General features: G+C 57.0%; 16 protein-coding genes. 11 read left to right on the top strand and 5 right to left on the bottom strand.

What is annotated here, in order from left to right; all coding sequences use genetic code 11:
* The first annotated feature begins 544 nt into the window (after positions 1–544).
* The 3 genes from rplN to rplE are packed head-to-tail and all read left to right on the top strand — an operon-like array spanning position 545 to position 1786.
* Entirely contained in the window at positions 545–913 is a 369-nt protein-coding gene (gene rplN / locus HMPREF1261_RS04460) for a 50S ribosomal protein L14 (protein ID WP_005276965.1), read from the top strand.
* A gap of 4 nt (positions 914–917) precedes the next feature.
* The gene (gene rplX, locus HMPREF1261_RS04465) at positions 918–1232 is read left to right on the top strand and encodes a 50S ribosomal protein L24 (RefSeq protein WP_005276967.1); all 315 of its coding nucleotides are present in this window, start codon (positions 918–920) and stop codon (positions 1230–1232) included.
* A 2-nt stretch (positions 1233–1234) separates the two neighbouring features.
* Positions 1235–1786, top strand: coding sequence for a 50S ribosomal protein L5 (rplE, locus tag HMPREF1261_RS04470; protein WP_005281269.1), 552 nt, complete (start codon positions 1235–1237; stop codon positions 1784–1786).
* A gap of 95 nt (positions 1787–1881) precedes the next feature.
* Here the strand turns inward: rplE and HMPREF1261_RS04475 are convergent, their stop codons facing one another.
* The 3 genes from HMPREF1261_RS04475 to HMPREF1261_RS04485 all read right to left on the bottom strand — a co-directional run bounded on the left by HMPREF1261_RS04475 (position 1882) and on the right by HMPREF1261_RS04485 (position 7659).
* The gene (locus tag HMPREF1261_RS04475) at positions 1882–2157 is read right to left on the bottom strand and encodes an IS30 family transposase (protein WP_005281271.1); all 276 of its coding nucleotides are present in this window, start codon (positions 2155–2157) and stop codon (positions 1882–1884) included.
* A gap of 840 nt (positions 2158–2997) precedes the next feature.
* Positions 2998–6447, bottom strand: coding sequence for a choice-of-anchor M domain-containing protein (locus HMPREF1261_RS04480; RefSeq protein WP_023030118.1), 3450 nt, complete (start codon positions 6445–6447; stop codon positions 2998–3000).
* Positions 6448–6648: 201 nt separating this feature from the next.
* Positions 6649–7659 (bottom strand): hypothetical protein, encoded by a 1011-nt coding sequence (locus tag HMPREF1261_RS04485; protein ID WP_023030119.1) that lies wholly within the window; start codon positions 7657–7659, stop codon positions 6649–6651.
* Positions 7660–7804: 145 nt separating this feature from the next.
* On the opposite strand from HMPREF1261_RS04485, the gene HMPREF1261_RS04490 reads away from it, so the two are divergent.
* Positions 7805–8590, top strand: a complete 786-nt coding sequence (locus tag HMPREF1261_RS04490) for a formate/nitrite transporter family protein (RefSeq protein WP_005276977.1) — start codon at positions 7805–7807, stop codon at positions 8588–8590.
* Here the strand turns inward: HMPREF1261_RS04490 and fdhD are convergent.
* Positions 8587–9405, bottom strand: coding sequence for a formate dehydrogenase accessory sulfurtransferase FdhD (fdhD, locus tag HMPREF1261_RS04495; protein WP_023030120.1), 819 nt, complete (start codon positions 9403–9405; stop codon positions 8587–8589). The genes HMPREF1261_RS04490 and fdhD overlap by 4 nt on opposite strands.
* A complete protein-coding gene (locus HMPREF1261_RS04500; RefSeq protein ID WP_023030121.1) occupies positions 9405–9653 on the bottom strand; it encodes a DUF6457 domain-containing protein in 249 nt (82 codons plus the stop codon). Before HMPREF1261_RS04500 ends, fdhD begins: the two co-directional genes overlap by 1 nt.
* Positions 9654–10007: 354 nt before the next feature.
* Here HMPREF1261_RS04500 and rpsH point away from each other — a divergent pair, with 354 nt between their 5' ends.
* The 7 genes from rpsH to HMPREF1261_RS12875 all read left to right on the top strand — a co-directional run bounded on the left by rpsH (position 10008) and on the right by HMPREF1261_RS12875 (position 12934).
* Positions 10008–10391: a 30S ribosomal protein S8 gene (gene rpsH, locus HMPREF1261_RS04505; RefSeq protein ID WP_005276990.1), complete on the top strand. Its 384-nt coding sequence runs from the start codon at positions 10008–10010 to the stop codon at positions 10389–10391.
* Between the two features lie 15 nt (positions 10392–10406).
* Positions 10407–10943, top strand: coding sequence for a 50S ribosomal protein L6 (gene rplF, locus HMPREF1261_RS04510; RefSeq protein WP_005276991.1), 537 nt, complete (start codon positions 10407–10409; stop codon positions 10941–10943).
* Between the two features lie 3 nt (positions 10944–10946).
* The gene (rplR, locus tag HMPREF1261_RS04515; protein WP_023016753.1) at positions 10947–11348 is read left to right on the top strand and encodes a 50S ribosomal protein L18; all 402 of its coding nucleotides are present in this window, start codon (positions 10947–10949) and stop codon (positions 11346–11348) included.
* A gap of 40 nt (positions 11349–11388) precedes the next feature.
* On the top strand, positions 11389–12012 hold the full coding sequence (gene rpsE / locus HMPREF1261_RS04520; RefSeq protein ID WP_005276995.1) for a 30S ribosomal protein S5: 624 nt from the start codon (positions 11389–11391) through the stop codon (positions 12010–12012).
* A 3-nt stretch (positions 12013–12015) separates the two neighbouring features.
* Positions 12016–12201, top strand: coding sequence for a 50S ribosomal protein L30 (gene rpmD / locus HMPREF1261_RS04525; protein ID WP_005276997.1), 186 nt, complete (start codon positions 12016–12018; stop codon positions 12199–12201).
* A gap of 3 nt (positions 12202–12204) precedes the next feature.
* On the top strand, positions 12205–12651 hold the full coding sequence (gene rplO, locus HMPREF1261_RS04530) for a 50S ribosomal protein L15 (protein ID WP_005277000.1): 447 nt from the start codon (positions 12205–12207) through the stop codon (positions 12649–12651).
* Positions 12652–12793: 142 nt separating this feature from the next.
* Complete coding sequence (locus tag HMPREF1261_RS12875) at positions 12794–12934, top strand: hypothetical protein (protein WP_005281295.1); 141 nt, start codon at positions 12794–12796, stop codon at positions 12932–12934.
* The last annotated feature ends 8 nt before the right edge of the window (positions 12935–12942 follow it).

The following is a 12942-nucleotide window of genomic DNA, read 5'->3' on the forward strand; positions in this document are numbered from 1 at the left end:
AGGATTTACTATGCAAAATTGTACAGGCGGGGTCTAGTTGTGTGTCAGGGCGCAAAAGCTTTGCGATGCTCCTTTTAGGAGCGGAGAGGGCGTGGGGAGGGGCTAATGAGGGTAGGGAAGGGCTATCGGGTTCTAGGGCATTGAGCCCGGCAGCCGTGAATCCCTCATTTGCCTTCCCCTTGGAATTTTTAACGCGCATAGAAAAAGGCTGTGCCGGCCGGGAATTGTTCCCGACCGGCACAGCCAGTCCTTTTTACGGTTTTACCGTGTAGGGGTGTTTCTTAAAGTGCTACACCTCTATGGGGTGATTGGCGGAGTCAAAGCGCTGCGTTTGCACTGTTTTGGAAGTAGCTAAGCCATGTGGTTCAATGTATAGGTTGCGAGAGCTGGTCGGTCCGTAGCGGTGCGTTTCCGAATCGCCGGTCCGAGACCCATCGACGCTTTTACGTGTTCGTTGTAAAGGCTCGAGCACAGCAAGTTTGTAGACCGCGTGTGGCAAGGACGGAAATCTTGTCGCACATCAATCCAGGTCAGGAGACCCATAGTGATTCAGCAAGAATCGCGTCTGCGCGTCGCCGACAACTCTGGTGCACGTGAGCTTTTGTGCATCCGCGTTCTCGGTGGCTCCGTCCGACGCTTCGCTGGCATCGGCGACATTATCGTCGCAACCGTCAAGGACGCTGTTCCAGGCGGCAGCGTTAAAGAAGGCGATGTAGTTAAGGCAGTTATCGTCCGCGCGAAGAAGGAAACCCGTCGTCCGGACGGTTCCTACATCCGCTTTGATGAGAATGCTGCAGTTATTCTGAAGGGCGATAGCGAACCTCGCGGTACCCGTATCTTCGGCCCGGTTGCTCGTGAACTTCGTGACAAGCGTTTCATGAAGATCGTTTCTCTAGCACCGGAGGTGATCTAATCTTATGAAGATCCATAAGGGAGATATGGTGATTGTCATTTCGGGCCCAGATAAGGGCGCGAAGGGCAAGGTCATCGAGGCATACCCGAAGCGCGAAAAGGTCCTCGTTGAGGGCGTTAACCGCATCAAGAAGCACGTCGCAAACTCCGCTACCGAGCGTGGCGCCGAGTCCGGCGGAATCGTTACCCAAGAAGCTCCGATCCACGTGTCCAACGTTGCGATCGTTGACTCCGAGGGCAACCCGACCCGCGTGGGCTACCGTTTCGACGAGAACGGCAAAAAGGTCCGTATCGCGCGTAGCAACGGGAAGGACATCTAAAAATGAGCGAGAACTACACCCCGCGTCTGAAGACTCGCTACCGCGAGGAAATCCGCAAGAACCTGAACGAAGAGTTCAACTACGACAACGTCATGCAGATCCCTGGCGTCACCAAGGTCGTCGTCAACATGGGTGTTGGCGAAGCTGCTCGTGACTCCAAGGTCATCAATGGCGCTCTCGAGGACCTGACCGCTATCACCGGTCAGAAGCCACAGCTGCGTCGCGCAAAGAAGTCCATCGCGAATTTCAAGCTGCGTGAAGGCATGCCGATCGGCGCACGCGTTACCCTGCGCGGCGACCGCATGTGGGAATTCCTGGACCGTCTGCTGACCATCGCGCTGCCACGTATTCGTGACTTCCGCGGTCTGTCTGACCAGCAGTTCGACGGCCACGGTAACTACACCTTCGGTCTGTCCGAGCAGTCCATGTTCTACGAAATCGACATCGACAAGATCGATCGTCCCCGTGGTATGGACATCACCGTCGTTACCACCGCTACCAACGACGAAGAAGGCCGTAAGCTCCTGCGCGAGCTCGGCTTCCCGTTCAAGTAAATAGAGCGCCAAAAATCCCAACTCCCTACAAGGAGTTGGGGTTTTCTAGTTTTAATGTCAGCCTTGCATTCTAGGGGTCGTTGCAGCGATGATGGTTACTTTGGTGTGATACTACCGGTTTGTGTCAGGGCGTTGGTCATGACTTCGGCTGGGGTGCGCCAGTTGAGTGCTTTGCGTGGTTTGTGGTTGTGAATGTTGGCGATCATCTCCAGGTCCTCGGCGCTGTAGATGGACAGGTCACTGTTTTTGGGAAGGTTTCTCCTGAGCCTGCCGTTGGTGTATTCGTTGCTGCCTAGTTCCCACGGCGATCCTGGATGGCAAAAATAGATGGGAATGTCAGCGGTCATGGTAAAAGCTTTATGGCCAGCCATTTCACTTCCTAGGTCGGGTTGGGCCCTCCTTATTAAGATTTAAAAACAAAAGGAACGTCGAAGCTATCATTAGCCCAAGGGAGAATGTGTAATTTGAATCATTCAATAATCCACCAAAAATCGATAGTATAAACCCGACGAAAAATACCCCAGCTTCCGATCTTGGGTAAAAATCTCTACGTATAGAGGCGTTGTACAGAGCCAAGAATATTACCGCCACAGCAATAGGGAAGACCCTTAATTCTCCCCAGAAAAAGCCTGCTAGAGAAGTGGATACAAGAATGATGAAAGGAGTTAAAGCAGATTTCGATATACGGCTAAACAAAGCTAATCACATTTCTTACGGGGAACCTTCGCCCGTCCATTGGTCATAAATTGCTCAGGGTACCATGTTGATTCACGTGGACCCAATTTCTCTTAGCGGTCAATTTATTCCATTATGTAGTCGGGCTATCACTGCATACAGGCTCAATTTCTACTGACTTTCCCAAGAACCCGTAAACAGTTAGATAAATTTAATTTGCATAGTGTTTCTTCGATAATAGGGAATGAGCCAGAAAGGTAGGTAGGCACCCAGCATAATCCATTGAACTATTTTTAACATGCTGAATATAACCGTTCAGTTTAGTTTCCGCCCCATTCGGGCAGAGGTTAAAAGCTTGGTGCGTAAATAACCACGTCAAAACGCAAAATGAGCCCGGCCCGAACTGGTAAGCGACCATGCTCGGGGCCGATCTCTGCGTCAGAAGTAGATGCTTCTTGGGGTCTAAGGTCGTGGAGCAGTTCCCCGGTGAGAGTTCGTTGCAGTGGGGCGGTGCAACGAACCCCGGAGCTTAAGGGCTACTGACTGTCCTTAGACCGCTTTTTCACCAACACTATGCCGCCGACAATAAAGAGTGCGGCGAGCACGAGTACCCAACCGATATTGGCACCCGTGGAGGCTAGTGCACCGTTGTGGGAGCTGGAGGAGCCTCCGCCGGATCCGGAGCCCGGACCAGAGCCACCGCCTGCTGCACCCTTAGCGGTTGTGGACTTGCTGGAGCCCTCCGACTTCCCAGTGCTATTTCCCTTGGCACCTGCATTCGATCCGGACGAGGTAGAAGCCTTGGACTTTTTGGAGCCCGGCTTATTAGTGCCGGTGCTATTCGAGCCGTTATCTGGCTTGGTAGCGCCTGGCTGCTTATCCTTCGAGGAGTCTGCGGGCTTGCCCTCTTCCTCATCGCTTTCTTTGTCAGCGCCTTTTCCGCCGGGCTGGGTGGTTGAATCGCCTACGAGGAAGGTCACGGTGTGCCAGTCGGTGAGTTTGTCACCGTTGTTGTTGACGGTGCGCATGTCCATCTCGTAGCGGCCTGGTTCGGTAAAGATCCAGTGCGCGTGGACATGAAAAGGACCATCCTCAACGCCCTTAATCGTATGGGTACCGTTGCTATCGGCTAAGGTCCGTTCCGGTGTGTTCAGGGAGGCAGTGTGGCCGGCCCACCATTGTCCGTCCGTAGGCGCTGACTTAGGACGAACCTCGATAGCAGCGTCACGGTAGTCTTGCCCGACCTTGATCGTGTCCCATCCCGGCCACACAGCATTGTGATCCTGTTGTAATGGCAGGTGGTAAATCGTTGAGCCAGTCTTTACCATTCCGGTAAAGGACAGCGTCTTAGCCAGAGAGTCAGCGACCGGCACGCGTTGCGCATCGTGAATGCGCAACGCTACGTCTTCAGGCACGTTGTGGCGGTTGTCTTCGTTGACATAGAAGCCAAGTTTATTGTCCACAACCTTTGGCCCGAAGTCGATGTGGCCCTTGGTGATCTCGCGCTTTTTGGAAGGCTCTTCGCTGGGAGCGGGGTCCGTTGACTCTGGGGTTGGTTCCTTCGATGGGGCGTTGTTGTCGGTTGTGCCGTCGGTGCTGCCATTGGAGCCGCCTTCGGTCGCATTGTCATTGCCCTTGGTTGGTGGGGTAGCAGATGATGAATCCTCGGTAGCTACCTTGAAGCGCAGAACGGCCTTCTTCGCGGTTTTGCCGTCTTTTTCGGCGACCGTGACACCGACTTCATACGTACCGGGCTTGTTGAATGCCCAGTTGAGGTGCATGTGGTCAGGGCCTTCGGTGGTATAGGAATGCGTACCATCGCTGCCGGCAAGGCGCTGGTCTAGGCCGGTTTGATCAGCCAGATATGCCAACCATTCGCCGTCCTTCGGGGCTTTGACGGGGGTGAAAGTAAAGGTGTAGTCCTTCTTGGTGTCCTGGTACGCATCTTCGGTGCTTATCCCAGGCCACACCACGCCGGTGCGCTGTGTCTCTGGCAGGACGTAGGCTGCGCTGCCTTTCTTTCCAAAGTGCGGGATGTCCTTGTTCAAGGTGGTCTTGACCTGCTTGGGAACGGTGAAAAAGACATCGGAAGGCTTACGCCAGATTGCACCAATATGGTACAGATTCGTCTCGTCCTTGATGCCTAGGTGCAGCTCACCGTCCTCGTGGATTGGGGCGATATCGACGTGGCCTCGGTGCAGATTGAGCTCCTTGTTGGGGGTGTCCTTATCCTTCGGGCCCTGCGGTTTGGGTTTGGGGACATTGGGGACAGAAGGCTTCGGGGTCGTGGAAGGTGCTTCAGGGGAAGACTCTTCGGTTGGGGTGGAACCCTCTGACTCTTCTGCTTCTTCCGAACCTTGCGGCTTCTTTGGTGTGTTGGAGTCTTCTGGATTCTCCGAGCCTTCTGGTTCCTGCGTGTCCGCGGAATCGGGAGCATCTGCGAACGAGACGGTGGTCTCAGCTATCGGCTTATAAGCCTCTTTGTGAGTATGGCTAAATAGCGTGGCGCCGCCGGCATCGGAACGCGAATCAGGAACGATGCGTAGCATGAGCTGGTAGCCGGGCTGCTTACAGCTATCGATGAGTTGCCTGCTCGTCCTTTGTCCTGGCCCGGAAGTAAAGCCGATTTCGCAATCTGCAATATGCTTTTCCGGTAGGTTGGTCATCGGTTCGCCATTTACCTTGTAGAAGCCGCCGGTAACGCGCACCGTGGTGCGGTCATCTTCGGGCTCTACGGTGATGTCGATATTGCGGTCACCATCGCCGTATACCTCGCTGGTGGACACGGTGATATCTGGGCTCTCGATCTTAAGGGGCTCTGTCTCAAACGGCTCTATCTCTTCCATTTCGGGAGTAGGAAGCTCGCCGCTTTTCGTTGTAAAAGCTTCGTCATCTTTAGCGGCCCTTTCCTTGACGGTGACGGCGCTGGTCCAGAACTCCACGGGTTCGGATACCCAGCGTGGGCTTGGGGCGTCATCGTCTGGGATAAAGATGGCTTGGAAGTCGGATTTTTCTTCACCGATCATTTCATCCCACGATGCCTTACCGCCTTCTACCTTGCGCTCGGCAAGGTAGTGGCCATTGATGGTGAAGACGGCGCGGCCGGTGTCTTTGGCATTTCCCGTATCGAGTGACAGCGTGGTGAGGATGCCTTCCTTCGCGCCCTTGGTATCGGCTGTGGAGGGAGCCATCTTGAACATAGGGGCATCGGACTCGGAATCTTCGGCTGCGGAGCCTTCAGACTTGGCGTCGTTAAAGGCAGCATCAAGATCGGTAATCGTGCGCTCGGCGGGGTTGGTCCCGCCTACCTGCCAGACTAAGGTTTGTGGCTCGGAGTGGATGAAGGTGCCATCCTTCTTTCGCGCAGAAGCGCGGTAGGTGACCTCGTAGTGGCCGGGACGGGTAAACGTCGTAGCGTTATGCGTATGCGTTCCCGCGTTAACCCATGTGGTACGGAATCCCGGATCGTGGGAGGACCAGAGTCGGTTGAGGGGGTAGTCCTCTCCGTTGTACCTAAATAGCTCCATGCGGCCGGGGCCCTTAAAGTCCACGATCTCCATGTTGAAGGACTTATCGCGGAATTGATCGGTAGGTAGATCTGCAGCGGCGCCGAACCCAGCCCAGATGGGCATGGTGTTTTTCGGGAAGCCGACCGCGGGGCCGCCGTAGTACATGAGCTGGTTTGTCTTGGCCTTAAGAAATTCAAAGCGTGGGTCATCGGGCACGCGCCAGGCATAGGCTCCTAGGCCGCCGTCGACGCGGCCGTGGCTCACCCAGTTGATCGTGTCCTCGATGGGGACTAGGCCCGCACTATTGGACATGAGCTTGAAGTTCCCGTCCTGCCACACCGCGTGCGGGGAATCCACGTGTGTTTGGGTGCGGACAATCGGGGCATCGCCAGCGAGGGCGAGGGGAGCGTGGAATAACGCGAGCGCCAAGGCCACCACTATGGTGGCAAAGCGCGCAAATGAGGTGCGCAAAGGCATAAGGTTCTCCCAAGGTTAAAGGCAGTGAACTTTTATGTAGATTCAAACGAATATTACACTATTGCAAACCGTTATCGGTACATATAGTGAGGTGAGGGAAATATACCTGTGCGCTGGGAAAAGGGAGGATATGAAAAGTCCCTACTTCCGGCGGTGGAAGTAGGGACTGCGGGGAGTAGGCGGCGGAGGAGTGGCCGGCGATTAAGCCTTCTTGTCCTTCGCGGTGTGGGTGGTGCCCTCGTATTGCCATCCCACAACGGCATTGCGCACGGCGGCCTCGAGGGGGTTGGCGGGCTGGATGCAACTAATCGTCAGCAGCCTGCCTGGCATCGCGTCCTCGCCCCATACGCTGGAGTCACCGGCCAGGCCCTGTTTATCGGGGTCGTGGAGATCGGTTGCGGTGTAGATGAGCCAGTTCTGGTCGGAATTCTTGGTGCGGACGTAGAGCTTATCGCCGATGCTGACCTTGTGCTCGTTGGCGGCGCCATTGTAAAGCTTATTGAATACGGCAGGCACACCCGCGCCGGTGTGGCCGGCGATGACGACGATATCCTCGGCATTGGTTCCCGGCAGGGAATACGGGCGATCATCGGCGGTATAGGTGCAGGCCTTATCCATGGTGTCAGGGTTGATGGCGCCATCGAGCACGCGGCAATTGTCATCGTCGAACTTCGCATGGACATCGATGGCGGGAATGAACATCTCTACCGCGGCGGATGGCTCGATGACGGGGGCTTGTTCCGCAGTGACCTCGTTGGTCTCCAGGCCTTCCGGCGGGCTGATGCTGCGATTGATGGAGCTGATGACCAGCAGCGTGACCACGATGCCGGCGGCGATGCGCAGGACCCAGGACGACTTCCACGCATCTTTGACGCGATCCCATCCGGAAGGCTTCTTCCGGTGCCTGGGCAGGGAGGTCTCCTTGAGGCGACGGTTGGGGTAGCGGCGCTGAATGCGTCGCGCGTGGTTTTCGGCCTTGCGCCAATCGCGATCGTCGGAACGGTGCCTGCCGGAGCGTCTAGGCTGGGCTCCTATGGCGTCGCTGCTCGATGGCCGGGGGCGCGTGCTGCGGGTCCTGCGGGAATAAGACGTAGCGGCAGTGTTGCTTTCTGATGCCGCCGAGTGGCGCGATCGCGCCGCAGAACGTTGGGGCCTCTCCCTCCGTGGCCGGTCTTGGTGGTCCATGCGACCTTCGAGGAAAAATAGGGACATTAGGGACGATAGGGGTGGGTGTGAACCAAGTTTATAGTAATAATTTCTGTTTAGTTTTATTGACGCGGTGAATGCATAACGCGCTACGATAATCCGTGATTCTCTTGTCCGTATAAGTACAGCTAAATAAGGAAAATAAAAAACGGTGTCTCTCAACGAAGCTGCCAAGGCCGGATCCCTGAAAAAGGCCGCCCTACTCGATCAATCATTTTCACGATTTTCTGTCCGCGCAATCCTCGCCGGTGTGTATCTGTGCATCGGCACCGTATTTGCCGGCGTCGTTGGCCAAGCGGTGGAAGGGCTTGCCCCGGGCCTGGGGTCCGTGACCTTTGCCCTGTTCTTCGGCCTAGGCCTCTTCGCCATCGTTATCCTCGGTGCGGAGCTGGCCACGGGCAATATGATGTACATGGTCTACGGGGCGATACAGAAGCACTTGTCCTGGGGTAAGGCTTTCTACGTACTGCTTATTACCACGATCTTTAACCTTGTCGGCGCCATCATCTTTGCCGCCGTCATGGGGATGTCCGCCAAGCTCGCGAATATGGATCCCTCGCACCTGTTGGTCACCATCTCTGAAGGCAAGCTGACCAAATCCCCGCAGGGAATGCTTGTAGAGGGCATGGCCGCGAACTTCGTGGTCAATATGGGCATCGTTGGCGCGGTCTTTGCCAAGGAAATCGTGTCGAAGTTCATCGTCATCGTCCCGATTATCGGCATTTTCGTGGGCCTAGGCCTGGAGCACGTGATTGCCAATTTCTGCCTCTTTGCGCTCACCTTCTTCGGCAGCGATCCGCTGCCGGCAGCGCTGACCGTTGGCAATGTTGCTCTCAACTGGACGCTGGTGTGGATTGGCAACTTCATCGGCGGCGGCTTGCTCATCGGTGGCGTGTACGCCTGGCTCAATAATGGGCCAGAGGACTACCGCGACTAGGCCAGCGTGCCCGAATAGAGGTTAAAGCGATCGGCGCGGGCAAAGCCCACCAGCGCCATGCCGGTCTCGCGGGCGGTCTCTACGGCAAGGGAAGAGGCGGCGCTGACGGCAACGAGCATGCCAAAACCGGCCATGGCGGCTTTTTGCACCAGCTCGAAACTGGCGCGGGAGCTCATGACCAAAATGAGGTCATCGGCGGGCAGGCGCTCTTCCATGAGCAGGTGGCCAATGACCTTATCGGCGGCGTTGTGCCTGCCTATGTCCTCGCGGATGACCACCGGCTCACCCTCGAGGGTAAAGGCGCCGGCGGCGTGGATTCCGCCGGTCTTGCGGAATTCCTTTTGGGCGGCGCGCAGCTTCTCCGGCAGCTGGACCACCAGCTGTGGGTCCACGGGGATCTGGGGGATGGGGTAGCGAGACTTCTTCGCCAGCGCCTCGATGGACGAAGTGCCGCACACCCCGCAGGCCGACGTCGTCGTGGTTAAGCGGAGATCGCTCAAGTCCAACGGCGTATTCTTCACCAAGTCTATGTCCAGCAGGTTATAGGTATTCATGCCCTCGACGGTGGAACCGGCGCAGTAGCGGGCAGTGGTGACATCGGAAAGCGCGGCAATATGCCCCTCGGAGTGGAGGAAACCGTGCGCCAGCTCAATATCGTGGCCCGGGGTGCGCATGGTGGTGGTGATGGTCTGCCCGCCCACGCGAATCTCAAGCGGCTCCTCACCGGCGACGGTATCGGCGCGGGTATCTACCTGCGCATGCTCGCCCAGGCGGACCTTCGTGACGGCAAAGGTGGCATTCTTGCGTCCAGCCATTACTTCAGCGCCTCCTTGAGGGTTTCGATATTTACCTTGGCTTCTGCCGTGCTTGCCGATGCCAACCCCACCACGAACGCCGTCAACGGTGCTGCCGGCCGCGATTGGGTATGGGCCACGTCCTTGGTTAAGTCCAGCAGTTCCCGGGTCAGCGCCGTGGCCTCGTGTGGCTCGAGGTTTAATAGCCGCGCGGCCTCTTCGAGCCATTGGTGGGCGGTGCGGATCGGATCTTCGTTCTCGGTATTCATCTCAACTACTCCTCAACTATGTGGCGCTGTATCCGACTGTAATGAATGCAGGGGATTTATTTGGAAAACCGCAGGATATGGCGTAAAGTGTTCCGGCGTGCCTGCGCTGCAGCCGGTGCACGCGCGAAGCCTTGCGGGTTTGGCGTGTTGAACTGGCAAAACGCAGAGCCGAAAAAGAATTGAACATCAACTTTGTTGTAGGCCCCTCGCCGTTTATAGCGGACCGTTGTCTGAATCAAAGGGTGGCGAGCGCCTTGCGGTATTGACCGTGAGGAGCGTGAGTAGCCCGAAATCACACGGAAAACGCTTTGGTGAGCACGGGAACCGCAACGAGAAAGGTACACGGTCACTCATATGACTATGACTGATCCTATTGCCGACATGCTGTCGCGCGTGCGTAACGCAAGTAACGCACACCACGACGTCGTGTCGATGCCTACCTCCAAGTTGAAGGCAAACATTGCTGACATCTTGAAGCAGGAAGGCTACATCGCTGACTACACCGTCGAGGGTCACACCCTGTCCCTCGAGCTGAAGTACAACAACCGCGAGCGTTCCCTGTCTGGTCTGCGTCGCGTGTCTAAGCCGGGTCTGCGTGTGTATGCAAAGTCCACCGAACTGCCACAGGTCTTGGGCGGCCTGGGCGTGGCTATCATTTCCACGTCCCACGGTGTGCTGACTGACCGTCAGGCTGAGGAGAAGGGCGTAGGCGGAGAAGTTCTCGCCTACGTCTGGTAAAGGGAGGTTTGACACATGTCTCGAGTCGGTCTAGCACCGATCGCCGTACCAAACGGCGTCGAAATCAACATCAACGGCCAAGACGTTGAGGTCAAGGGCCCTAAGGGTACCCAGAGCGTAAACGTTCCGGATCCGATCACCATCAACGTGGAAGACGGCATCTTGACCGTTTCCCGCCCTGATGATCACCGCAAGCACCGTGCTCTGCACGGCCTGTCCCGCTCGCTGCTCAACAGCGCCGTCATCGGCGTGACCGAGGGCTTCACCATCAAGATGGAAATCTTTGGTGTCGGCTACCGTGTGCAGCAAAAGGGCCAGGACCTGGAATTCAGCCTGGGCTATTCCCACCCGATCCTCATCAAGGCTCCGGAGGGAATCACCTTCGCAGTGGACGGCAACACCAAGCTGTCCATTACCGGTATTGACAAGCAACTAGTCGGACAGATCGCCGCTAATATCCGTCGCCTGCGTAAGGACGATCCTTATAAGGGCAAGGGTATTCGCTACGAAGGCGAGCAGATCCGTCGCAAGGTCGGAAAGACGGGTAAGTAAGCAATGGCAAACACTGAAAACACGAAGCGCACTCCAGTCGGCAAGGACATTTCTTCTCGTCGTCGCGAAGCACGCGCACGCCGCCACTTCCGTATCCGTAAGACCCTGCGTGGCACCCCTGAGTCCCCGCGCTTGGTCCTGCACCGCTCTTCGCGCCACATGCACGTCCAGGTCATCGATGACCTGGCAGGCCACACCCTGGCTTCCGCATCCTCCATGGAAGCGGACATCCGTGCACTCGAGGGCGATAAGAAGGCAAAGGCTGCCAAGGTGGGCGAACTGATTGCTGAGCGCGCCAAGGCCGCTGGCATTGAGCAGGTCGTCTTTGACCGCGCAGGCTACAAGTACCACGGCCGCGTCGCTGCGCTGGCAGACGCCGCACGTGAAGGTGGTCTGAAGTTCTAATGATCATCGTCAACGGAAACATCAACGGAAGGATCGCGTAATGTCGGACCGTGAACAGCGTGACGGCGGACGCTCCGCCGAGAACAACAAGAACAACCGCGGCGGCAACGGCCGTCGCAACGATCGTCGTAACCAGCAGGACAACGAGCGCGATAAGTACATCGAGCGCGTTGTGACCATCAACCGCGTCTCCAAGACCGTTAAGGGTGGCCGCAACATGTCCTTCACCGCTCTCGTCGTCGTTGGTGACGGCCAGGGTCAGGTAGGCGTTGGCTACGGCAAGGCTAAGGAAGTTCCGGCTGCAATCCAGAAGGGTGCAGAAGAGGCTCGCAAGAACTTCTTCCGCGTACCTATGGTTGCCGGCACCATCACCCACCCGGTAGAGGGTCGCGACGCAGCGGGCATCGTCATGATGAAGCCTGCCGCTCCTGGTACTGGTGTCATCGCCGGCGGTGCTGCTCGTCCGGTGCTCGAATGCGCTGGCGTGCAGGACATTCTGTCGAAGTCCCTGGGCTCCGACAATGCACTCAACGTCGTCCGCGCTACCGTGGACGGCCTCAAGCAGCTGGTCCGCCCCGAAGAGGTTGCCGCACGCCGCGGCAAGTCCATCGAAGAGGTCACCCCGGCCCGTATGCTGCGCAAGCGCGCAGGTCAGGAGGCATAAACAATGGCTCTGAAGATTACACAGGTAAAGGGCCTGGTGGGCACCAAGCCGAACCACCGCAAGAACATTGAGGCTCTGGGCCTCAAGCGCATCGGTCAGTCCGTTGTCAAGCAGGACACCCCGATCATCCGCGGTATGGTTCACAAGGTTCGCCACCTGGTCACCGTCGAAGAAGTGGCAGGGGAGTAAACCATGGCTGATATCATCAAGCTGCACGACCTGCGCCCAACCGCAGGAGCAAATAAGCCCAAGACCCGCGTTGGCCGCGGTGAGGCATCCAAGGGTAAGACCGCTGGTCGCGGTACCAAGGGTACCGGCGCTCGTAAGCAGGTTCCCGCTGCTTTCGAGGGTGGACAGATGCCCATCCACATGCGTCTGCCTAAGCTCAAGGGATTCAAGAACCCGAACCACGTTGAGTACCAGGTTGTTAACGTGGCTGACTTGGCCGAGAAGTTTGCCGATGGCGGCGACATCACCGTCGCTGACATCGCAGCTGCTGGCCTCGTCCGCGCTAACCAGCCGGTCAAGGTTCTGGGCAGCGGCGACATCAACGTTAAGTTGAACGTCACCGCAGACAAGTTCTCCAAGTCCGCCGTAGAAAAGATTGAGGCTGCTGGCGGTTCCGCCAACACCAAGTAATCTGGACTAGAGACTAACTGCACCCCCTTTCCTCGCACCTTGTGTGCGGGGCGAGGGGGTGCAGTCGATCTATGCGGACGTATGCATAGCAGTGGTAGTGTTATCATCGTAAACACTCATCCCTACTAGCTAGGAGTTTGCTATGTCGTCCATTTCTTCATTCTTTGCCGCTGTCATCTCCGCCGTGCTGGCGCTCGCCGGCTCCACCGGCCCCGTCGACGCCAACCCGCAGCTGTCCCAGCCAGATAACACTGAGACCGCGCAGGTGGCCCAGGAGCAGTAATCGCGCTG

It is taken from the genome of Corynebacterium sp. KPL1818, from assembly GCF_000478135.1.
GTDB classification, from domain to species: Bacteria; Actinomycetota; Actinomycetes; order Mycobacteriales; family Mycobacteriaceae; genus Corynebacterium; species Corynebacterium accolens.